General features: G+C 29.7%; 26 protein-coding genes. 21 read left to right on the plus strand and 5 right to left on the minus strand.

Annotated features, from left to right (window positions below; genetic code table 11):
* The 10 genes from MN187_RS02410 to MN187_RS02450 all read left to right on the plus strand — a co-directional run bounded on the left by MN187_RS02410 (position 1) and on the right by MN187_RS02450 (position 10,149).
* The gene (locus MN187_RS02410) at positions 1-1,128 is read left to right on the plus strand and encodes a DegT/DnrJ/EryC1/StrS family aminotransferase (protein ID WP_242094130.1); all 1,128 of its coding nucleotides are present in this window, start codon (positions 1-3) and stop codon (positions 1,126-1,128) included.
* Positions 1,125-1,745 carry a sugar transferase gene (locus tag MN187_RS02415; protein ID WP_305853359.1) on the plus strand — a complete coding sequence of 207 codons (621 nt, stop codon included), beginning with the start codon at positions 1,125-1,127 and terminating at the stop codon, positions 1,743-1,745. Before MN187_RS02410 ends, MN187_RS02415 begins: the two co-directional genes overlap by 4 nt.
* Positions 1,745-2,359 carry an acetyltransferase gene (locus MN187_RS02420; RefSeq protein WP_242094132.1) on the plus strand — a complete coding sequence of 205 codons (615 nt, stop codon included), beginning with the start codon at positions 1,745-1,747 and terminating at the stop codon, positions 2,357-2,359. The genes MN187_RS02415 and MN187_RS02420 overlap by 1 nt, the downstream gene beginning before the upstream one ends.
* A 13-nt stretch (positions 2,360-2,372) precedes the next feature.
* Positions 2,373-3,464, plus strand: a complete 1,092-nt coding sequence (locus tag MN187_RS02425) for a glycosyltransferase (protein WP_242094134.1) — start codon at positions 2,373-2,375, stop codon at positions 3,462-3,464.
* Between the two features lie 16 nt (positions 3,465-3,480).
* Complete coding sequence (locus MN187_RS02430; protein ID WP_242094136.1) at positions 3,481-4,497, plus strand: glycosyltransferase family 2 protein; 1,017 nt, start codon at positions 3,481-3,483, stop codon at positions 4,495-4,497.
* A 13-nt stretch (positions 4,498-4,510) separates the two neighbouring features.
* Complete coding sequence (locus tag MN187_RS02435) at positions 4,511-5,410, plus strand: glycosyltransferase family 2 protein (RefSeq protein WP_242094138.1); 900 nt, start codon at positions 4,511-4,513, stop codon at positions 5,408-5,410.
* A 25-nt stretch (positions 5,411-5,435) separates the two neighbouring features.
* Positions 5,436-6,536, plus strand: coding sequence for an EpsG family protein (locus MN187_RS10605; protein WP_371821042.1), 1,101 nt, complete (start codon positions 5,436-5,438; stop codon positions 6,534-6,536).
* Positions 6,537-6,545: 9 nt separating this feature from the next.
* Positions 6,546-7,964, plus strand: a complete 1,419-nt coding sequence (locus tag MN187_RS02440; RefSeq protein WP_242094140.1) for an oligosaccharide flippase family protein — start codon at positions 6,546-6,548, stop codon at positions 7,962-7,964.
* Positions 7,965-8,069: 105 nt separating this feature from the next.
* A complete protein-coding gene (locus MN187_RS02445) occupies positions 8,070-9,236 on the plus strand; it encodes a nucleotide sugar dehydrogenase (RefSeq protein WP_242094143.1) in 1,167 nt (388 codons plus the stop codon).
* 79 nt (positions 9,237-9,315) lie between these two features.
* Complete coding sequence (locus MN187_RS02450) at positions 9,316-10,149, plus strand: ATP-grasp fold amidoligase family protein (protein ID WP_242094145.1); 834 nt, start codon at positions 9,316-9,318, stop codon at positions 10,147-10,149.
* Positions 10,150-10,206: 57 nt separating this feature from the next.
* On the opposite strand, the gene MN187_RS02455 is transcribed toward MN187_RS02450, so the two are convergent.
* The 4 genes from MN187_RS02455 to MN187_RS02470 form a co-directional block, all read right to left on the minus strand.
* Positions 10,207-11,007, minus strand: coding sequence for a GH25 family lysozyme (locus MN187_RS02455; RefSeq protein ID WP_242094147.1), 801 nt, complete (start codon positions 11,005-11,007; stop codon positions 10,207-10,209).
* Positions 11,008-11,067: 60 nt separating this feature from the next.
* Positions 11,068-11,280, minus strand: coding sequence for a DUF2922 domain-containing protein (locus tag MN187_RS02460; RefSeq protein ID WP_241699308.1), 213 nt, complete (start codon positions 11,278-11,280; stop codon positions 11,068-11,070).
* A gap of 33 nt (positions 11,281-11,313) precedes the next feature.
* Positions 11,314-11,523 (minus strand): hypothetical protein, encoded by a 210-nt coding sequence (locus MN187_RS02465; protein WP_117972591.1) that lies wholly within the window; start codon positions 11,521-11,523, stop codon positions 11,314-11,316.
* A 75-nt stretch (positions 11,524-11,598) separates the two neighbouring features.
* On the minus strand, positions 11,599-12,099 hold the full coding sequence (locus MN187_RS02470; RefSeq protein ID WP_242094149.1) for a sigma-70 family RNA polymerase sigma factor: 501 nt from the start codon (positions 12,097-12,099) through the stop codon (positions 11,599-11,601).
* Between the two features lie 192 nt (positions 12,100-12,291).
* Here MN187_RS02470 and MN187_RS02475 point away from each other — a divergent pair, with 192 nt between their 5' ends.
* The 5 genes from MN187_RS02475 (at position 12,292) to MN187_RS02495 (ending at position 16,081) form a co-directional block, all read left to right on the plus strand.
* Positions 12,292-13,068, plus strand: a complete 777-nt coding sequence (locus MN187_RS02475; protein WP_242094151.1) for a competence protein ComK — start codon at positions 12,292-12,294, stop codon at positions 13,066-13,068.
* A 43-nt stretch (positions 13,069-13,111) separates the two neighbouring features.
* A complete protein-coding gene (recX, locus tag MN187_RS02480; RefSeq protein WP_242094152.1) occupies positions 13,112-13,903 on the plus strand; it encodes a recombination regulator RecX in 792 nt (263 codons plus the stop codon).
* A gap of 4 nt (positions 13,904-13,907) precedes the next feature.
* Entirely contained in the window at positions 13,908-15,044 is a 1,137-nt protein-coding gene (gene mutY / locus MN187_RS02485; protein ID WP_242094154.1) for an A/G-specific adenine glycosylase, read from the plus strand.
* Positions 15,045-15,159: 115 nt separating this feature from the next.
* A complete protein-coding gene (gene ntdP, locus MN187_RS02490) occupies positions 15,160-15,693 on the plus strand; it encodes a nucleoside tri-diphosphate phosphatase (protein ID WP_117972596.1) in 534 nt (177 codons plus the stop codon).
* Positions 15,694-15,871: 178 nt separating this feature from the next.
* Positions 15,872-16,081, plus strand: coding sequence for a hypothetical protein (locus tag MN187_RS02495; RefSeq protein WP_241699313.1), 210 nt, complete (start codon positions 15,872-15,874; stop codon positions 16,079-16,081).
* A 51-nt stretch (positions 16,082-16,132) separates the two neighbouring features.
* Here the strand turns inward: MN187_RS02495 and MN187_RS02500 are convergent, their stop codons facing one another.
* On the minus strand, positions 16,133-16,567 hold the full coding sequence (locus tag MN187_RS02500) for a GNAT family N-acetyltransferase (protein WP_242094156.1): 435 nt from the start codon (positions 16,565-16,567) through the stop codon (positions 16,133-16,135).
* A gap of 109 nt (positions 16,568-16,676) precedes the next feature.
* Here MN187_RS02500 and MN187_RS02505 point away from each other — a divergent pair, with 109 nt between their 5' ends.
* From MN187_RS02505 to MN187_RS02530, 6 genes are all read left to right on the plus strand, one after another.
* Positions 16,677-17,789, plus strand: a complete 1,113-nt coding sequence (locus MN187_RS02505; protein WP_241699315.1) for an AI-2E family transporter — start codon at positions 16,677-16,679, stop codon at positions 17,787-17,789.
* 102 nt (positions 17,790-17,891) lie between these two features.
* Entirely contained in the window at positions 17,892-19,244 is a 1,353-nt protein-coding gene (locus MN187_RS02510) for a hemolysin family protein (RefSeq protein WP_242094159.1), read from the plus strand.
* Between the two features lie 19 nt (positions 19,245-19,263).
* Positions 19,264-19,659, plus strand: a complete 396-nt coding sequence (gene tagD / locus MN187_RS02515; protein ID WP_242094161.1) for a glycerol-3-phosphate cytidylyltransferase — start codon at positions 19,264-19,266, stop codon at positions 19,657-19,659.
* A 29-nt stretch (positions 19,660-19,688) separates the two neighbouring features.
* Positions 19,689-20,276 (plus strand): hypothetical protein, encoded by a 588-nt coding sequence (locus MN187_RS02520; protein ID WP_242094163.1) that lies wholly within the window; start codon positions 19,689-19,691, stop codon positions 20,274-20,276.
* Positions 20,277-20,389: 113 nt separating this feature from the next.
* Positions 20,390-21,712 (plus strand): glycosyltransferase family 2 protein, encoded by a 1,323-nt coding sequence (locus MN187_RS02525; RefSeq protein ID WP_242094166.1) that lies wholly within the window; start codon positions 20,390-20,392, stop codon positions 21,710-21,712.
* Between the two features lie 22 nt (positions 21,713-21,734).
* Entirely contained in the window at positions 21,735-23,672 is a 1,938-nt protein-coding gene (locus MN187_RS02530; RefSeq protein WP_242094168.1) for a CDP-glycerol glycerophosphotransferase family protein, read from the plus strand.
* Positions 23,673-23,839 lie beyond the last annotated feature (167 nt).

Consider the following 23,839-nt stretch of genomic DNA (forward strand, 5'->3'; position numbering starts at 1 on the left):
ATGAAAGAGTTTGAGAGAATTTATCTATCATCACCCCATATGAGTGATGAAGGCTATGAGCAAGAATATGTGAAAGAAGCTTTTGATACAAACTGGGTTGCCCCACTTGGGAAAAATGTTGATGGTTTTGAACAAGAATTAGCTGACTATGTAGGAATCGATCATGCAGCTGCCTTAAGTTCAGGAACATCTGCTATCCACCTAGCGTTAAAAGCTGTTGGCGTAACAGAGGGTGACATCGTTTTTTGCCAAAGTTTAACTTTTTCAGCAACTGCTAATCCGATTATTTATGTAGGAGCTACGCCTGTTTTTATAGATAGTGACAGAAGAACTTGGAACATGGATCCACAAGCACTAAAGAAAGCCTTTGAAAAATATACGCCTAAAGCAGTTTTAGTTGTTCATCTTTATGGTCAATCAGCTGATTTAGATGAAATAAAAGCATTATGTGATGAACACAATGTAGCGTTGATTGAAGATGCTGCAGAGAGTCTAGGTACTCTTTATAAGGGAAAACATACAGGAACTATAGGCGATTATGGTATCTTCTCTTTTAATGGGAATAAAATTATCACTACATCAGGTGGTGGTATGCTTGTTTCAAACAATGAAGAAAAAATAAAGAAAACACGTTTTTGGGCTACACAAAGTAGAGACCAAGCAAGACACTATCAACATTCAGAGATTGGTTATAACTATCGTATGAGTAATATAGTCGCAGGTATTGGTCGAGGGCAATTAAAAGTACTAGATGACAGAGTTGAAAAGAAAAGACAAATATTCTCATTATATAAAGAGCATTTAGGAGAGTTAGATGGTGTTATCTTTCCAAATGAAAATGAGTTTGAGTATTCAAATCATTGGTTATCACCAATGTTAGTTACAAAACATGTGACACCAATTGAGATTATGGAAGCTTTGGAAAAAGAAAATATTGAGAGCAGACCAATATGGAAACCAATGCACCTACAACCAGTTTTTTCTTCGTATGATTATATTGGTGGCAATGTATCAGAAGAATTATTCAATCAAGGAATATGTCTACCGAGTGATACAAAAATGAGTGTAGAACAACAAATGAGAGTAATCAACATTATAAAAGAAGTATTTGGAGAGAAAGATTTATGATAAAGGAAACATTCTATGTTAAGTATATGAAACGATTTTTAGATATAATCCTTTCAGGGTTAGCATTGATTGTTTTATCACCGATTTACTTGGTAGTCGCTATTTTGGTTAGAACAAAACTTGGTTCACCAGTTATTTTTATACAAAAAAGACCAGGTAAAGATAATAAGGTTTTTAATATGTATAAGTTTCGAACAATGACAGATAGAAGAGATGGACAGGGAAATTTATTGCCAGATGATGAAAGGCTGACATCATTTGGAAAAATACTTCGTTCCACTAGTTTAGATGAGTTACCAGAGTTATGGAATATATTTAAAGGCGATATGTCAATAGTTGGACCAAGACCACTATTAATAGAGTACCTTGATATATATACAGATGACCAAATTAAAAGACATCTAGTAAGACCTGGATTAACTGGGTTAGCTCAAGTAAATGGAAGAAATGCTATCTCATGGAGTGAAAAATTTCAATTTGATATTGATTATATTGAGTCTATTTCTTTTTCACTAGATATTAAAATCATTTTTCTAACAATAAAAAAAGTACTTATCAAAGAGGGTATTAGTTCAGATACTTCAGTTACGATAGAAAAATTCAATGGAGAAAATTAATGGAAGAATTAATAATAATAGGTTCAGGTGGGCATGGTAAAGTATGTGCTGAGATAGCTGAGTCGATGAATAAATGGAAAACTATTAGTTTTTTGGACGATAGTTTCCCGAGTGCTAGAAAATGTTTAGATTTTGATATTATAGGTAAAACTTGTGATATGGAGAATTATACTTCACATGATTTCTTTGTAGCGATTGGTGATAACAGCGTTAGAGAAAAGTTTTTTGAAGAATTAACCTTATTAAAATGTAATATTGTTTCATTAATTCATCCTACATCATATATTAGTAAATATTGTAGTATCGGAAACGGAACATCAATTCATCAAAATGTTGTGATTAATACAGATTCTACAATTGGAAAAGGTTGTATTATCAATACAGGAACTATAGTAGAACATGAAAATATTATATCTGATTTTGTCCACTTATCTCCCCATGTTAGCTTAGGAGGTAGGGTGAGTGTTGGTAAAAAAACTTGGATAGGTATAGGTAGTACTGTAATAAATGATATAAAACTTATACATAACGTAATGATAGGAGCAAGTTCTTTGGTTAGAAGAGATATTTTAAAATCTGGTATATACGTTGGTAATCCAATAAGAAGAGTATAGGAGTGCATTACTAATGAAAATATTAATAGTTACAACAGTTTCAGTTACTATGAATTTTTTTGAGCATTTAATAGATGATTTAATAGATGAAGGAATAGAAGTCCATTTAGCTACGAACTTTAATTATGGTAATATAAAAAAAATAAATAAAGATGCCGTCATGCATCAGATAGATTTTTCGAGGTCTATATATAGTAGAGATAATATAAATGCGTATAAACAATTTAAGGTACTTATAGAAAAAAATAATTTTGATATTATACATACTCATACACCGATAGCCTCTGCGATAGTGAGATTGCAAAAAAATAATATAGGAAAAACTATTTATACAGCTCATGGATTTCATTTTTATAAAGGAGCTCCAAGAAAGAATTGGTTGATATTTTATCCAATTGAAAAAATACTATCTTATAGAACAGAAAATTTGGTTACTATTAATAACGAAGATTATAATATTGCAAACAAAAAAATGCATATGAAAAAGTTACATTTAATTAATGGTCCGGGTGTTAATGTACCAGAAATACTGAAAATAAACAAATTAAGTAGAAGTGAGCTTGGGTTATCTGAAGATGACTTTATTCTTATCTTTGGAGCAGAATTAAATGAAAATAAAAATCAGAAGCTACTTATAGATTCTATGGAATTATTGGTAAAAAAACATAAAAATATTAAGTTACTCTTAGTAGGAACAGATAATTTTGAAGGAAAATACCAAAATTATACAACAGAAAAAGGTCTTTCAGATAATATTATTTTTTTAGGTATGAGAAATGATTTGATACCTATTATAAAAGTATGTGATGTAGCGGTAAGTTCAAGCTATAGAGAAGGACTAGGATTATTTTTAATAGAAGCTGGATGCTGTGGACTACCTATTATAGCAACTAAAAATAGAGGAAGCTCTGAAATTGTTGTTCAAGGTGAAAATGGTTTTCTTACAGATTTTACAGCTTATAATTTTGCAAGTGAAATAGAAAAAATATATAGTGACAGAAAATTATATGATCAATTATCTTCTTATTCTATATTAAATTATGAAAAATTTTCAGTATCCACAGTTAATAGTAAAATTAAAGAAATATATAAAAGTATTGAGTGACAGGAGTGTATAAATTTTGGTTGATGGAACCGTAGTAAGTATAGTTATACCAATGTATAATTGTGAAAAAACCATTGAGAATACAATACAAAGTATTTTATATCAGTCAGAAAGTAACTGCGAAATTATACTTGTTAATGATGGATCTACTGATTCGACATTTGAAAAAGCACTAGAATTAAAAAATAAAAATGAAAATACTATAAAATTAGTGTCGAAAAAAAATGGAGGGGTATCTTCAGCCAGAAATTTGGGGATTTCTTTAAGTAAAGGTAAGTATATTTGCTTTTTAGACTCCGATGATATTTATAAAAAAAATTTTTTAAAAGAGATGCTGTTGAAAGCAGAAAAAGATGATTCTGATTGTGTTATTTGTTGTATAGAGTATACTGATATAAATTTTAATATGGAATATGGAGAAGATGAGATATTTGTTGGGGATAATATAATTGCTAAAAATGTTCCTAAATTGATAGAAAAAAAAATATTCAACAGTATGGTAAATAAATTATATAAAAAATCAATTATAGACGAAAATAATATATTAGTTGATGAAGAATTACAGATAGGAGAAGATTTTGATTTTAATTTAAAGTATGTAGAGAAATGTCAGAAAGTATCAGTAATAAATAAATTCTTATATGTATATCAGGTTGAGCATAGTAAACTTACAAATAATTATAGAGAAAATGAGTATCAGGTTAGAAAAAAAAATATTGTTAGTTTAGAGAAGTATTATAAAAAATATGATGTAAAAAAAGATTTAAATTTTCAATATATAAAAATTTTTTATTCAGAATTATATAATGATTTGAGTATTGGAGCAAGTAGAAAAATAATAAAGTATAAAGCCCAACAGTTATTAAGAGATGATAAATTAAAGAATATTAAAGTAAATTCAAGTTCTAAAGTAGAGTTTATTTTATCTAAACCAGTAGAATTAAAGAATCTAAATTTAATATATTTGGTTTCTAAAATATCATTTAAATTCAAAAATAATACGATGCTAAGAAAAAAACAAATAAGCATATAGAGGATGGTGGAAATTGAATTCGATTAGTTATATAATTCCCCATTATAATTCAGTAGAAAGTTTAAAGCGGTTATTGGATTCAATAACATTGATTGATCAAGATGAAATAATAGTTATTGATGATTGTAGTTCAAACACAAGTTTAATTGAGCTTCAAAAATTACAGAAAAATAAAAGATTTAGGCTGTTGTCTACGGGAAAAAATGGAGGGGCTGGAAAAGCAAGAAACATAGGGATGGACAAGGCATCTAATAAATGGCTAATTTTTGCAGATTCAGATGATTATTTTGTACCTGATTATAGAGACTTATTAAAAAAATATACAAATAAAGAAGAAATCGATATAGTGTACTTTACTCCAACAAGTATAAGTGAGTCTAAAAATAGTAGTGTTCGAACAACTCGCCATGAGTATTATGAATACTTAGTATCTGAATACCTGAAAGGAAGTAAAGATGGACTAAATTCATTAAAATATAAATTTGTTGTACCGTGGTCTAAACTAATTAATAGAGATTATGTTAGTACTCATGGCTTCAAATTTGACGAGGTTTATGTTTCTAATGATGTAATGTTCTCAGCTAAAACAGCTAGTGAAACACATAGAATATTAGCTACAAAAGATGTAATATATTGTTGTGTGGAATCAGATAATTCATTAACTTCTGATATTAGTGTTAAACAGACATTAGATAGACTCGATATTTTTATAGAATATTATAAATATATAGAACTACAGATGGAAAAAAACGAGTTTTATAATTTAAATATAGTAGGTTTGAGTTATTTAGTGTTGGCTATCAGAAACTCTTTTTCTATTAGTGATTTGATGATAATCTATAAAAAGTTGAAAAGAAATAATATAAGAATTTTGACTGTGAAATATTTAAAGGAAACAATTTCTAGATTTTAGATATTGATAAAATGAGGATTTTAATATGATAATATATACTTCACTTATAATTATTAATTTAATAAGTATTTTAATTTTTAAGTCTCTTGAAGCTAGAAAGGGTAAAGACTTCTCTTCGTATTACCTACTAGTTTTTTTTGTGACTACGTTTGTGATTAGTGGACTTAGAGCTCAAAGCGTTGGAACCGATACATATAACTATCAATCTATATTTCAAACAATAGGACTAATGGGAACCGAATATTATGATTTTTCAAAATTTCCTGGATACACACTCTATAACCTATTTATCTATAGAGTAAATAATAATCCACAAATAATAACGATATTTAATTCGCTCGTTATATCTTTAGGTATGTCAATATGTTTTAAAAGATTGTCAACAAATCCATATATGTCTAGCTTATTATATATAACTTTATATCATTATTTTGTGACAATGAATGCAACAAGACAATATATATCTGTAATATTTTTATTTATTTCAATATATTATTTTATTAATAAGAAAAAGAGATTTTTACTATACTTTACATTGGCTCTAAGTTTTCATCAAGTTTCAATCATAGGGGTATTATATTTTATTCTCTACAAAATAAAATGGAATACGAAAAGATATATTTGGTTAGGTATATCAACTATACTTTCAGGAGTTTTCTTTTCAAGATTTACTATTATTTTTTCAAAAATATTTCCAGACTACAATATGTATTTTAATCAAAATAGTGCGGTAAATTTAGCATCAACAGGTAATGGAAATAAGGTGATACTTTCTTTATTCTTAATGATATTTATTCTTATGGGAGTATACGTAGTGAAAAAAAATGTTGATAAAAATGATTCGTATTATAGATTTCTACTAGCGTGTGTACTAATTTCTTTAATTCTAGATATAATGTTTAATAAAAATATTATGATGATTAGGGTAGTTCTATATTTTAATATAATGTACTTGTTTTTTATACCTCTAACGATTTCCTATTTTTCTTGTTTTATAAAGGAAAAATATATGTTTAATATTATTACATCAGTCGGAACGCTGTTAATAACTTTAATTCCTTTTTATTATCAACTATCCAATAATATGGTTAATGTTTTACCTTATTTATTTTTTTGGAACTTTTAAGGAGTATATATGAAAAAAAAACTAATACATAATATTATTTATCAAGGATTATATCAATTAACACTAATAATATTACCTATTATTACAATACCTATAGTTTCACACGCATTAGGAGCTGAAGGATTGGGTATATATAATTATGTGAGTTCTATAGTATCATATTTTATTCTATTTGCTGGGTTAGGTCTGGCTAATTATGGAATTAGAGAAATAGCAATTGTAAAAGATAATAAATATAAACTTTCAATGAAATTTTGGGAATTAGAGATATTTAACATTGAAATAATATCAATAATACTTTTATTATATTTTATCTTCTTATTATTTGTGGGGAACAAGTTATTCTTTTTAATATCTTCATTTAGTTTACTTGCTACACTATTTGATATATCTTGGTTTTATTATGGTATTGAGGATTTTAAGTCTATATCTATAATAAATTTTATTATAAAAATTTTATCTTTTATATGTATTCTTTTGTTTGTAAAAGATATTAATGATTTGTGGCTGTATTTTGGAATTCAGAGTATGAGTGTTTTTTTATCTAACCTTTCTCTATGGATATTTATGAGAAATAAAATCTTATGGATCAAACCAGATTTAAAAAGAATTAATAGGCATTTTAAACCAGCAAGTAGGTATTTTATAGGGAAAATTTCTTTAACTCTATATACTAATATGAACAAAACACTTTTAGGATTAATGGTATCTAGTGTAGCTGTGGGTCTGTACTCTAATTCATTACAGTTAATTACAATATTTGTAACATTAATTGGTACATTAGATACAGTTCTTATGCCACATATGACAAAATTATTCTCTGACAACAATCACAGTAAAATGATTGATACTATGGAGAAATCTCTGGACTTACAGTTTTTTCTTAGTATCCCATTAATGTTTGGGATAGTTCTAGTTAATAATAAAATGATTCCTTGGTTTTTTGGGAGTGACTTTGAATTATTGAATGTAACAGTACCAATTCTTGCTCCGTTAGTTGTAATAATGCCATTAGGTATATCTATAGTAAGACAGTATTTGATTCCAAAAAATAAGATAAAAGAATTCAATATTTCAGTTATTGTAGCAGCAATAATATCAATACTTTTAAACGTTATATTACTTCCTATTATTGGAATGTATGGAGCTATCATAGCAACATTTGTATCCGAATGTTTAGTAACGATTATAAGGTTATATGATTTAAAAAAGAATACTACTTTTAGATTCAGCTTTAAAAAGATATTAATCTATATTACATCCTCTATAGTAATGTATATTGTAGTTTATGTAATTACTAAAGATATGAATGCTAATATTATAACCACAATAATTCAAGGTGTTTTTGGTATGATAATTTATTTTATAGTAACTATGTTGTTTAAAGAAAATGTGTTTATGAAATTTATGAGAACTGAAAGAAAGTAAATTTTAGATTTTAAAAAAAATATATATATTAGTAGTGATTACACAATGGATAAGGAAAATCTAATGATATAAAATATATGTTTAAATTCTAGTAGAGGTGAAAAAATGAAAGTCTCAGTTGTAGGTTTGGGTTATGTTGGTTTAGCTAACGCATTATTATTATCACAAAATAATGATGTAATGGCATATGATATAGTAGATGAAAAGATAGAATTATTGAGCAAAGGGGTCTCACCATTAGTTGATAATGAAATTGAGGAATTCTTAACGGATAAATCTTTATCGATAGAATTCACAACAGATTTTGATAAGACAATCAATCATGGTGAATATTGTATCATTGCAACACCAACAGATTATGATGAAAAGAAAAACTATTTTAATACATCAACGGTTGAAAGTGTGATAGAAAAAGGATTAACAATCAATTCAGATACTATCTTTATTATAAAATCGACCGTTCCTGTAGGATATACAAAAGAGCTGAAAGAAAAGTACAACACGGAAAACATTATTTTCTCACCAGAGTTTTTACGTGAAGGAAAAGCCTTATATGATAACTTACATCCATCAAGAATTATAGTAGGTGAGAGAAGTGACAGAGCGGAAGTATTTGCTAAAGCATTATTGGATAATTCTTATGAAAAGGATGTACCTGTTTTATTAACTGATTCTACAGAAGCTGAAGCAATTAAATTATTTTCAAATACATACCTTGCTTTAAGAGTGTCATATTTTAATGAGCTAGATACCTACGCAGAAGTGAGAGGGCTAGACACTAAACAGATTATCGAAGGTGTTGGTTTAGATCCTCGTATAGGAAGTCATTACAACAATCCTTCATTTGGTTATGGTGGTTATTGTTTACCAAAAGACACCAAACAATTATTGGCTAATTATGACCAAGTACCCAATAATATTATTGGGGCAATTGTTGATGCAAATAGAACTCGAAAAGATTTTATCGCTGACCAGATTATTGCTAAGCAACCCAAAATTGTAGGTATCTACCGTTTAACGATGAAAGCTAACTCGGATAATTTTAGATACTCGTCTATTCAAGGGATTATGAAACGATTAAAAGCTAAGGGAATAGAAGTGATTGTTTACGAGCCAACACTAAAAGAAGACACATTTTTTAATTCAAAAGTCTACACAGATTTAGATGAATTTAAAAAAGTATCAGAAGTTATCGTAACCAATCGTATCGAAAAAGAATTAGCAGACTCATTGGATAAGATTTATACAAGAGATATATTTAATCAAGATTAAAAGTTAATTTAAGCTATAAAATTTCTAGGGTAATAACTTATAGTAAAAAGGAACCAAGAGTAAAGATTGGATGAGTATGATGAAAAAAATTATTAATGAAACAATAAAAAAATATAATATAAAATTATTTACAAAGATTAGATTTAAAAGAGTAATGGGTTACAAACCTAATTTAATAAATCCGAAAACTTTATCAGAGAAAATAACTTGGTTAATGTTATTTTACTATCCAACGTATAAACCTGCCTACACTTTAGGAGATAAGTATGGACTTAGGAAAGTCTTGGAAAAATCTAGTTTGAGGGAGTACCTACCACCAATTATTGGTGCATATACTAGTGTTGATGAAATAAATTTTGACTCATTACCTACAGCTTTTGTAATAAAAAAAAGTAACGCAAGTAATATGAATGCTATAGTTAATAATAAGTATAATACTGATTATGAAATTCTGAAAGATAAAATTAATAATTGGATGAAACAAGATTATGGCGATATTTCAGGAGAAAGACATTATTCAAAAATGACATCTACTATTTTAATAGAAGAATTTTTAAATATTGAAAAAGAGTATCAAATATTTTGTTTTAATGGAGTACCAAAATTTGTTAGTACAGTTGAATTTAGAATGATTGATAATAAACAAACTGATTTTAAAGAAAAAAAAGAGGTTACCAAAAAAGAAATAATAGATATTGAGGAATTAAAGAAAAATAGTACCATTACTGATATACTAGATAAAGTTTACGAACATATTAAAGAAATTCCATTAGTAAGGGTAGATATAATAGTAACTGATAGTGGAATTTATATTGGTGAATTGACCTTTACACCAGCAGGTGGATTGCTACCTAATTATGATAAAGAACTTCAAGAAAAATTAGGTAGTTATATAACACTTCCAAAAATATAAACAAACTCCCTCCACAAGAAATCGATTTGATTCCTCGTGGAGGGGTATTTTTTTATCCTAATCTATCTTTCTAACATAATCCTTGTGAAGTGTAACAAATACTTTGCGATGATTATAGAGTATACAAGCATGCGTTGTTGTTTTGGTGTGGCAAATTTGCTCAATATCAAAGACAGTACTTTTGGAAAAGTGCATACCAGATGCTTTTTTAAAGGATTCATCGGCTTGAATGACGAGTGTTCTTAATGCTTCAAATCGTGTTCCTGTTGTATGATAAGCGTCCTTTTGTTGGGTGATGGTCTTTTTGGGTGTAGCATATTGTTGCCAAGCAAGTTTATCTCCGTAAAAATAGCTTGTATCAACAGGTGTACTGGTATATTGCCACATGGCATAGCTTGGCCATTGTTTAACAACAGGTGTGTGTTGAGAGTATTTGGCAACCCATAAGCCATAATCACCAGCTACGACATCCAACCAATCATCAGAGTTTGCATCACTTTCATTCATATAGATGAGAGGTTTCACGCCTGTTTGTTTATAGACGTAATCTAAAAATTCTTTGGCTTTTTGTGCGCCTTGTTTACCATATTCTTCATAATCAAGAACAAGGATCGCTTCACCTAGATAGCCTTTGATATGTGTTAAGAAAAAGTCTGCTTGTTTGATGACATCATTTTGATCTAGAAAATGATACACACCATAAGGTTTATTTAGTTTTTTGGCTTGTTGGACAAAAGTGTCACATGTATCATCAATAAAATAAGTGCCTTCTGTTGCTTTTAAGATAAAGGCATCTGCTTTTAGTGTATCAAGTGACATCCCTCGTTGGTGATTTGATAAATCAATGACTTTTAACATCTAAAAACTCCTTTCTGGTATAAGAAAAGACGACGTTTGTGGTAAACGTCGTCTAACAGGTTAGAACAACTCTGTAATAATTGTTTCACTATAGTGTGCTGATTTTGGTGTCACGTATAATTTTTTACCGTTTGATTCAAACAAATCAAGTGTGGCGATGATAGTCATGGCTTCTTTTACTTCATCTTTTGTTAAATCTTGTTTAGCTACTTTTGGTACCAAGGTAGTTTTTTTATTGTCTTCATTTAAAAAGTTTAAGTTTAATTTTTTCATGGGTGTTTCCTCCTAGTCAGTTTGAGTGAATGATTAAATGTCATAGTGGTGTGTATCAACGATTGCTAGTTTTTCTAATGGTTCATCAGTTGGTGCAAGGTTATTGAAGACATCACTTAAATCTAAAATGCTCTCATCAGAAGCGTCTTCGATTAAATTGGCAAGGGTTTGTTTGCGTGGCTTATTGTCTCCTACTGCTTTAAATGATAAGATGGCTTTTTTACTGTCAAATAGTTTTTCCATGATAGTCACGTCCTTTTTGTTTTTTTGTAAGTCGCGCGCCTTACACTTATATAAACGTTTCCCAATTCAAAAGTGTCACACCTTTTTTTCAATTTTTTGATATTTTTTTCTTACACCATCTCGCCAACGATAAACCGTTTGTCTGGCGACGTGGTGTTTTTTAGCGATTTGACTAATGGTTAATTGCTCAAAAAAGCGATCGTTTAAAAAACGGGTTTCGTCTTTAGACAAAAGAGCCAGTAACTCATGATATAAATCAGATGTGACTAGACAGCAAGTTATCTCCTCTTCTTGAGGGATTGACTCAAGAAAGGACGCTTCGATGACATCTTTATCAAAGCGTCGCTGTTCTTTTCTGATAGCATCTAATGTTGCCCAATAAATTTTTTGGTACACAAATGGGCGAAATGGTGGGTGATTTTCCACATCCGTTTGATAGTGTCTATGTGCTATAAGTAATTCAATTCTTGCTCGTTGTAAGTAATCATCAAATTCTGGATGTGTCGGTGTGATGTGATATTTCTTTAATGCGCCTAAGATCAATGAATGATAGGTAGTAAATAGTTGTTCTTCCATTGTTATTATCCTCTCAAAAGTTAATCATTTGGCTAGCCACTGTGAGTATAGGGAAAATGCGTACATAACGGAAAAACCAATTTTTGAATTTTTTGCGTAAAATCATTTAAAAATGTATGAAAACGGTTTAAAAATAAATAGGATATGTTAAAATAATAAACGATAAAAGAACAAAATATAGGAGAGAAGCGAATGAAAACTGAAGGCAGAAAACGATTAATATATGAAGCATTAGCGCATGGAGATTCAATCACACTAAACGATTTATATAACAAATTTTTACCTTGTAGTGTCAAAATGGGGCAAACTCATTTATCAGAAGATATTTATTTTATTCATGATATTTCTGATTTGGGATTGGCATATAAGACCCTTCTTTTTTCATCGACGTCACTTCCTATTTTGACAACCTCAAGTACTCAAATGTTGATGAGTGAGTATAACGAAAGAAATCAACGTATTTTCCAAAAAGTCATACATACAGTAGCGTTATACGATGACTTTAGTCAAAAACGATACAAACAACCTATGATTGATAAATGTTGTCTGTTTGTGCCGTTAAACGGATCAGTTAGGAAGGATACTAGCTTTTTTAACATTATGTACATTGAAACGTGTCATCAAATTAATAAAGGTGTAACGATGATTAATTTTTCTAATTATTTAAGCATCGAGATAGATTATGAGTGTAAATCATTGCTCTCACGTATTCATGAGGCGATGAGACATTATATGTTATATTTTTATCCTGAGATGTCCCAAATGTTAGATGAAGTGGTTGAAGAAAGAGGTCGATTTATCGAGTATCATTTTGATAATGTGACGCGTCTGTTGACCCCCATTGATAGTAAACGATTGGATAGATGTCGTCATACGGTTGATTATTTTTTGACTGTCCAACAACGCCATCAAACGTTGACGATTCACGAGTTTATAGAAGAATATGATAGTTACTGGGATAAAATATAATAAAAATATGATATAGTAAAAAGATGCAAGGGGGCTAAAAGTAATGGAAGTCATTCAAAGCATCAAAAAAGAAAAAACAGGGTATCTTTTAACAACCAAAAGTGGATTGACGATGACGATTTCAGAAGATTCACTCGTCAGACATCGTCTCCTTAAAGGCAGTGAGGTATCAGAAGAGTTATTAAATCAAGTAAAAGAAGAAGCAAGTTTTGATATAGGGTATCAAAAAGCACTAAATTACCTAAGCTATCAATTACGGAGTGAACAAGAAATAACAGATTATTTAAAAAAACAAGAGATTAGTTTCCCACAAATAGTCAATATTATGGATAAATTAAAGGAATTATCCTTATTAAATGATCAGGTATTTGCTGAAAGTTATGTTCGCACAGCCATTAGAACCACTGATAAGGGCCCTCAAGGTGTCAAAGAGTTTTTAATGAAAAAAGGGGTAGATGGTGGAACGATTGATGACGCATTGAGCTTATTTGATCACACTCATCAGTTGGTTTTAGGAAAAAGATTAACAGAAAAAATGTTGCGAAAATATCAACAAAAAAGTCAAAAAGAGCGTGTGAATAAAATTCGTCAACAATTATTTATAAAAGGATTTCACGCTGATGTGATTTCTCAATTAATCGACGAGCTAGATTTTGATGAGGAAGAAGATGAATATGGCTTATTAGTGAAACAAGGAGATAAATTATGGCGTCGTCATGAGCGATTGGATACACGAAAAAGGCATCAGAAGATAACACAAAGTTTATATCAAAAGGGCTTTTCATTTGATGATATTAATCGTTATATAGAAGAAAAAGAGATGGAGTTAGAGTAAAAAAATGAGTAAAGAGATAACTTGGACACAAGAAAAAACAGCCAGTTTTCAAGAGGATTTATTAACGTGGTATCGTCTTGAAAAAAGAGACTTACCATGGAGAGAATCAACAGATCCTTATAGAGTATGGGTGTCTGAGATTATGTTGCAACAAACACAAGTTGTCACTGTGATTCCTTATTTTAATCGGTTTATGGAGTGGTTTCCAACAATTGAAGCGTTAGCCAATGCTAATGAGGATAAATTGTTAAAAGCGTGGGAAGGACTGGGGTATTATTCACGTGTCAGAAACATGCAACATGCTGCAAGGGAAATAGTAGCAACGTTTGATGGAAAGATGCCAAATAAAATAGAGGATATTTTATCTTTAAAGGGAATTGGACCTTATACAGGTGGAGCGATTGGGAGTATTGCATTTTCATTACCAGAGCCAGCAATTGATGGAAATGTGATGCGAGTCTATAGTCGCTTATTTTGTTTGGCTGATGATATTGCGTTACCTAAAACACGAAAAGTATTTGATCGTTATGTAAGAGACACCATGTCTCAAAGTGAGCCGGGCGATTTTAATCAAGCCCTAATGGATTTAGGTGCTACGATTTGTACACCAACTAAGCCATCGTGTGATACTTGTCCTATACAAGCATACTGTGAAGCAAAACAAACGAATACGATATCTAAATACCCAGTGAAAAAGAAAAAAGAAAAAGCGACACCTCTTTATTATGTAGCCGATATTTTACAAAATGATACGGGGGCTTTTTTATTGGAAAAACGACCATCGGATGGGTTGTTAGCTGATATGTGGACTTTTCCAATGAGGGAAGTAACGAAAAAGGATTACGATCGTTTCTCAAAAATTTATGACTCACAGGATGTATTGACAGGTGTAGTAGCTGAGCAATTAAGTTTATATGATGAAGCAGACAATGTAAAAGGTAAAAAACTTTTAGGAATTGTAACACATATCTTTAGTCATCGAAAATGGCATATATTAGTGGTTCAAGATGAGATAAAGGGGCTAAATAATACTCATCTAACTAATCAAGAGTGGAGTTATTTAGACGAATTTCCGCAGTACGTTTTTCCAAAACCGCAACAAAAGATGGTGGAACTACTAAAGAAAAGTATGAATAACTAGTGATATAATAGAGGAAGGTATGCTATAATAATTCTGATATTGGTGTTAAATAATAAATTTAACGCCCATGTGAAAAATTGGCAATCATTGTCAAAGAAAGCAGGATTAAATAGTGATGCGTGTTCCTAAAGAGGGAGAGTTTATCACGATCCAGAGTTACAAGCATGACGGAAGTTTACATCGAACTTGGCGCGACACAATGGTCCTAAAAACAAGTGAGTGTTCGATAATTGGCATGAATGACCACACACTTGTGACAGAATCAGATGGACGCCGATGGGTGACGCGTGAACCTGCTATTGTATATTTCCATACAAAATATTGGTTCAACATAATTGCTATGATACGAGAGAAAGGAGTTTCCTACTATTGTAATCTTGCCTCACCTTATGTCTTGGATGAGGAAGCTTTAAAATATATTGATTATGACTTGGATATAAAAGTGTTTCCTGATGGAGAAAAACGCTTATTAGATGTTGATGAATATGAAGATCATCGAAGACTAATGAATTACCCAAACGAAATTGATATTGTTCTTAAAGAAAATGTGAAGATTTTGGTAGACTGGATTAATGAAGGAAAAGGTCCTTTCTCTGATGAATACGTCGATATTTGGTATAAACGGTATCAACAATTATCAAGAAAATGAAGCAACTGTCTGTTTCGTAAATTCAGGGTTTGATAAGCAATGAAGAGGTTAACAAAAAACGATGAGAGAGCGTCATCGTTTTTTGTTATTTTTTTGTTTTTGAAACGAAAAAAATAACCATTTTGTTTGAATTTATTATGTTATACTTTTTACAAGATGAATAAAGGAGGGTATTTAAGTGAAGAAAAAACTATCTATCCTATTCTTAATAAGTGCCGTTCTTTGTGTTGGTCTGATGATAGTGAAGTTGTCTCATTCAGACAATTTTGCCTCTGAAAAAATTATTCGAGAAGTCATTGAGCCAGAAAAGAAAGTAATGACAATACCAAAGGAAGCATCTATTAATTATAGTAAAAAAAGACAAGTTATGTCGATTAAAGAAATGTAAGGGGTTATAAAAATAAACAAGACAAAGAGAGACTCTTTGTCTTGTTTATTTTTATATTGTTTTTTTCATATATTGGTGTTCAATATTTGCTTCCCGATATGTATCACCAAAGGATTCGTATCCTAGTGAACGATAGAAATCAAAAGCATGCAGCTGTGCACCTAAAATAAGAGTAGAGACATTGTATTGCTTTGCGACATCTTCTACATAAGTCATAAGTTTTTTGCCTACTCCTTTTCCTCTTGCTTCTTTATCGACAGCCATACGTTGTACTGCCATAGTGGTTTTATCAATGGGTAGCAATCGAACGGTGCCTAAAGGTTTTCTATTTTCATCATATAAGACACAATGAATGGCTAACTCCTCATCAGCTATTTCAATAGATTTAGGAATGTTTTGCTCTTTTACAAAAACATTTAATCGAATGTCTTTTGCATCATGATAAATAGTAGAGTGAAGATCATTTGTATGAAGCAGTTGTGACATATTTTTGTCTCCTTTATGTGGTTTGTATCATTTTATCAAATTAGCAGTTTTTTTTTAACAAATAGATTATAATAAACATACGTGAATTTAAATAAAGTGAGGGGACTATATGTTACAAAAATTAAAATCGTCTAAACTAATGTTTTGGTCACTTGAATTACTTATTATAGCAACGTTAATTTTAGTAGGAACACAAATTAACTTTTTATTCAAACCGATAGGGACCTTATTTACTACCATGTTTTCACCAATTATTATATCAGGTTTTTTATTTTATTGTGTGAACCCAATTTTATTATTTATGTTAAAAAAAGGGGTTAAAAGAACATGGGCTGTAGCCATTATTATGCTATTTTTAGTGGGCATAGTGCTATTACTTATTATGTCTGTGATTCCTAATTTGATAAAACAGATAACCATGTTGACTAAATCAGCACCAGATTTTTATGTGGCAATTGAAAAAACAATTAATGAAGTTGCTCATCATCCCGTGATGAAGAATGTGGATATTCAACAGTATTTAGAACAATGGAATATCTCGTTTGGGAATATTGTCAAAACAACTTTATCTAGTCTAGGAAATGGATTAGGTTCATTTATTTCTTCTATGGCAGGGATTGTTATGATTATTTTCACTGTTCCGTTTATCTTGTTTTACATGTTAAAAGATGGGGATAAATTTTTACCAAATGTGATTCGCTTTTTCCCGGAAACACATAGGAAAGAGATGACAGGATTACTTATAAAAATGAGTCAAACCATCTCAAAATATATCAGTGGTCAGATGATAGAGTGTTTATTTGTTGGCGTGGCAACCAGTGTAGGGTACATGTTAGTTGGTGTCAATTACGCCTTTTTATTTGGTGTCATAGCTGGACTATCTAACATGATTCCTTATATTGGACCTTATATTGGGTTAGCACCTGCACTGTTTGTTACGGTATTTACTGATCCTGTTAAAGCCATTCTAGCCTGTATTGTGGTGTTGATTGTTCAACAAATTGATGGAAATATTATTTATCCAAATGTTATAGGAAAAAGTTTGGACATTCATCCTCTTACTATTATTATTATTTTGCTAGTGGCAGGAAACATCGCAGGTCTTTTAGGAATGATTTTAGGTGTTCCTTTTTATGCAGTGTGTAAAACAATAGTCGTTTATGTCTATGATATGATTCAATTAAATAAACGTATAAAAAAAGAAAATACTCCCGTTAAATAATATGGGGGTATTTATCTTTTATATTGAATTTAACTGTTATTTATGATACGATTTTCGGAGGAATATTAAAAAGAACGAATAAATGTTAGGAGAGAAAAGCTTATGAACGCTGACCCTGAGAGTCAGTCTATTTTTATCAATATTATTATTTTGATTGTGTTAACATTACTAAACGCCTTTTTTGCTGCTGCGGAGGTTTCCGTTATTTCGGTAAATAGAAACAGATTGGAAAATAAGGCTGAAGAAGGAGACAAAGCATCCATTAAATTGCTGGGTCTAATCAATGATTCAGGAAATTTTTTATCGACTATTCAAGTAGGGATTACGTTAGTTACTATCTTGTCAGGGGCTTCTTTGGCAAATTCTTTTGCTAGAGAGTTAGCACCTGTTTTTGGTGATGTTGCTTGGGCAAAACAAGCATCACAAGTGATTGTACTAGTGTTATTAACGTATATTTCTATTGTATTTGGGGAATTATATCCAAAACGAATTGCTTTAAATAAACCTGAAGCGGTTGCTAGATTTGTAATGGGACCTATTTCATTGTTAGGTAAAGTGATGAGACCGTTTGTATGGTTATTATCAAGTTCAACAAATCTCTTAAGTCGTATTACGCCAATGAAGTTTGATGATGAAAAAGAACGTATGACTCGTGAAGAAATGGCCTATATGCTAACTAATGAAGGGGTCTTAGACTCTGATGAGTTGGAAATGGTGCAAGGTATTTTTGGATTGGACACTACAATGGCTAGAGAAGTAATGGTACCACGTACTGATGCTTTCATGATTGATATTCACGACTCAGCAGAAGATAATATTGATAAAGTATTAGGAAACAATTTCTCAAGAATTCCAGTTTATGATGACGATAAAGATAAAGTCATCGGGATTCTACATTTAAAAAACTTACTAAAAGAAGCCAGAGAAAAAGGATTTGAAAATTTAAATCTGTTGAATGTGATACATGAACCATTATATGTACCCGAAACGATTTTTATTGATGATTTATTAAGAGAATTAAAGAAAACACAAAATCATATGGCTATCTTATTAGACGAATATGGTGGTGTATCTGGTTTAGTAACGTTTGAAGATTTATTAGAGGAGATTGTTGGTGAGATTGACGACGAATCAGATGAATTAACGATTGATCATTTATTAAAACAAGTAAGTGATAATCAGTATCTCATTGAAGCACGTATGTTAATTAATGATTTTAATGAAAAATTTGGAACAACTATTTCGATGACAGATGTTGATACAATGGCTGGATTTATGATTACTGAATTGGGAGTGATTCCTGAAAAGGATGAACGCTTAACCATTCATGTCGATCATATTGATTTGACAACGTATAAAGCAGAAGGAACACGATTGTTAGAAATACTTGTGACAATCAATGACGTTGAAGAAGAGGAAGATGACAAATATTATAAATCACGTGATGATGATTAATAGACAGTGAGGGATTACCATGAGAAAAGTGATTACATATGGAACATTTGATTTGTTGCACTACGGACATATTAACTTACTACGTCGTGCAAAAGCACAAGGTGATTATCTGATTGTTGCTTTATCTACTGATGAATTCAATTGGAATGAAAAACAAAAAAAGTGTTATTTTTCATATGAAAAAAGAAAAATGTTGTTAGAAGCAATACGTTATGTGGATTTAGTTATACCAGAACAAGCGTGGGACCAAAAAATAACCGATATTGACGAATTTAAAGTGGATGTATTTGTGATGGGAGACGATTGGAAAGGTCAATTTGATTTTGTGAAAGAAACAGGAGCAGATGTTGTCTATCTTGAGAGAACTCCTGAAATTTCAACAACACAAATCAAAAAAGATATTGGTAATAAATAATATTTAAATAAAAAATTTGGAGTGATTTTGTGCTTTTCTTATTAGGAGTAGCTATTTTTCTTAGTTTATTAATGCTGATTTATATTTTATTTAGCCCAATACCTATGGCGATCAGTCGAAATAAAAAAAATAAACAAATTAAAAAAGTTAAAAAGTATGTAGATAAATTTACTGTGAAAAATAAATATAAGTATTTTTCTAAAAAGATGAGACGTGTCGTGAAAAAAAGTTCATTGGCAGATTTAATTTCTATAGTTTTTAGTTGTAAATCAATTGAACAAGATATTGATAATAGTTTACAAAGTTGTGGGATAGATAGAAAACAGTTTATACAAGATATAAAGTTAGAACCAAAAATAATGAATTATTTTTATAGTGCAGATGACTCTGTTATTTATGAAGTTCTTTACTTAGCTGATTTACTTCAATTAGATGATTGTAAAGATATTCTTGTTGATAATTTTGAAGAATACACTGGACAGGCACAATTTTTTATTCTTTATTCAATGATGAAGTCGAAAAATATGGATTTCTATAATTTAATTAAACAGGAAAAAAATCATAAGTTTAATGCTGACTTATTTAATAAATTAGAAACAGAACTTTATTTAAATTGAGAGGATAAAAAATAATGAGTAATTTAGTAATATTTATAGGAATTGCGGCCCTTGTAATCAATTATATATTTTTTACGATATATGGTTTTCAGATTATATTATCAAGAAGAGAAATGAAAAAAGTAAAGTCTGATAGGATTATCCTATCAGACAATTTATTAGATTCAAATTCAAGTATTAGTCGACATAATACTTTACCGTTAACAGTTGTTATACCTGCTTATAATGAAAAAGAAACGATTATACAATCTGTTAATAGTTTTATTCAACAAAACTATAAGGATTTAACACTGTATATTGTTAATGATGGATCAAAAGATTATACCATGGATGTTTGTATCAATGAATTGAATATGAAAAAAATTGATTTTTTAGAAAAAATCGGTAGTATTGCAACTGAAAAGGTTCTTGGTTTTTATCAAAGTGAGGAACACCCTAATATCTATTTAATTAATAAAGTCAATGGTGGAAAATCTGATGCATTAAATGTAGGAATCAACTATGCTAGAACACCTTATATATCGTTTGTCGATGCTGATTCTTTCTTAGAAAAAAATGCGTTATTGACGCTTATGACGCCTTTTTATTTTTCAGATGATATTGTTTCTATCGGTGGTCTTATTAGACCAATGACAAGAAAAGAAAACTTTGCACAAAGATCAATTAAAGTTAGAACGTGGAATTTATTAACTGGTTTCCAATATTTAGAATATTTAAGAAGTGTATTAGTATTTAGATCTAGTTTAAGTAATATTGATAGTACCGTTATTATATCAGGGGCTTTTGGTGTCTATAAATTAGATATGCTTAGAGAAATAAATGGATATGATACACACTCAATAGGGGAAGATTTTGATTTAACTTTAGGTATTAGAAAATATATTGATGATCATAATTTATCTAGTAAACAGATATTTATTTATGACTCTGTTTGTTGGACGCAACCACCTTCAACAGTTGGCGATTTAGTTAAACAACGCTCTAGATGGCAAATAGGTTTCTTACAAACGATATTTAAATATAGAAAAATGATATTTAATAAACATTATAAAAACGTTGGAATTATTGGACTACCTTTATTTATTTTTACAGAAATTATTAGTTTCTTTATGGAAACAATTGGACTAGGGTTAGGTATATATTTTGTTGCGGTAAGTGTTGTAACATGGAAAGAGGCAGTATTTGTTTTTCTTTTATCTTATTTTATTAACTTGTTCTTTACTTTTACAGTTATAGCCCAAAATACAAAAATACAAAGAATTTACTATTTAGATAGAATTTATTTATTATTTTTAGCCATAATAGAAGCATTTTCTTACCATTGGATTTCTCTATACGCTAAGTTATTAGGGACGTTAAAATTCTTATTTACAAGCAAAGGGAAAAAACATGAATGGGGAGAAATAAAAAGAAATAGCCCAGATAACTTAGTGTAAAGGTTTTTTATTGGAGGATGTCATGGAAGTTTTAATAAAAAATAATGGATTTCATATAAGTAATTGTCCCAATAATTATGTTAATGTAGAATTTAAACAAAATAGAATGAAGTATATGGAACAGGGAGGAATCATCGTCATTCCATTTACAGATATTTATGAATTAACTAGTGGAAAAGCAAGTATTTTAAAAATTATAGATGATGAAGGAAATGAATTAATCGATCTTTCTGAGTTAGTATTACAAGAAAATGAAACTTTGTATGATAGTTTTAAAGATACGGTCATTTCTTTATATCCCTCCAAACAAAAATATATGAGAATTTTAGTTGGAGAGTTACCAATAAGTCATCGTTTTATTAGATCTAATCCTCAAATTTATTCCGTTAATCAAATAGATGAAGGGATTGTTGAAGTAGCGGTTGAACTTAGAACGTTGGTATCACCTGTCATTAGTGGGGACTTATTTTTTACGTTTAGAGGAACAATCAATCGATGGTGTATCGCTTCTAATAGAGCAGAATTTATCTTAAAGGAAGATTTAGAGTATGTTTCTAGATTGTATTTTCATATTACACCTGAGATTTCGATTCATTTTAAAGAGTTTGAAGGATATTCTAATTATTTTAATAATATTATTGATTTATCTGTTATGTTTCAAACGCAAATTAATTATTTATTTGCTAGAAGGCATCGGGTCGGAAATGAAAATAGTCAGGAATTTTACTTTTTACAAGAATATAAAGAAAATTTAACTGGAATGAAATTCTATCAAACATTAAATAAGATGTCGTCTATCATTGTTGAAAGTATTCCATATGAGTCTCGCGAGGGGTTTAATTTGGAAGCGAAGACTCACAAGTCGGAGAAATTAACAGCTCTTTTTTGTGAATATCCTGAAAAAGCACAGGATACTGCATTTAATCAATTTAAATTTATGGTGGATAATCATTCAGACCAATTTGATTGTTTTTATATTATTGATAAGCATTCTCCAGATTTAGTTAATCTTACTGACTATCCTGATAATGTTGTTTATTATAAGAGCATGAAACATTTTGAAAAGTTTATGGAAGCTGACATGATTTTTCATTCTCACAGTTCTATGTATGCTGAGCCAACTAAAATGTTAACATTTCAAAATAAATTGGATAATACATTTAAAGTCTTCTTACAACATGGTATTTTAGGCGTACGTGATTTATCTTTTATGTATGCGAAAAAAGAAAAAGAATTTACTAATTTATTTATATGTAGTTCTGATAGAGAAAAGAAAATTATAAAAAATGATTATTTTTACTCTGAAGATGAGATAGCTTTAACTGGTTTATCTCGATTTGATGAATTATTTGCAAAGTATGAGGTATGGAAGTCTATTCCAAAAGATTATAAGCAATTATTGATTTTTCCATCATGGAGAAAAGGTCAAAATAGATTAAGTGATGAAAAATTTATGGAAACAGAGTTTTATCAAGAGTTTCAAAGTTTATTGAATGATGAAGAATTCATTGAACTATTAAAAAGATATAACATAAAAGCTAAATTTTTATTACATCCTAATTTTAATCAATATAGACATTTATTTACCTCAGAATATATTGATACTAGCTATGATAATTATATTTTGCAAAATGAGTTAGTAGAGAATGATTATTTATTGACTGATTATTCAAGTGCAGCTTTGGATTTTGCTTTGTTAAGAAAATCAATTGTCTATTATCAATTTGATACTAAATTAGTTGAAGCAAAAAAAGATGCAAAACTAGGTAGATTTTTACCTGGTGATATAGTAAGAAATAGAAAAAGAATGATTAAAAAATTAGACAAGGCTTTTCAAAGAGAACACATGTTGAAAAAACACGAGAGAAAATTGAAGAAATTATATAAATATCAAGATACAAATGCTAGAAAACGTATATTAGATGCCTCTTTAAAATTGTATCATCAATTAAACAAGTAGTGATATAATATTATGACATCATTGTAATAATTAATTTTCTTTTTTATATTAAAATACAAACATCCAATTCTACTATGAGATTGATTGGATGTTTTTTTTAATATAAGATGTTTGACTTTAAATGTCACTTATGTAATAGTGTTCTTTATCAGAAAGGAGTATATGTA

Origin of the sequence: Vagococcus sp. CY52-2 (assembly GCF_022655055.1) — a bacterium.
Lineage (GTDB): Bacteria > Bacillota > Bacilli > Lactobacillales > Vagococcaceae > Vagococcus.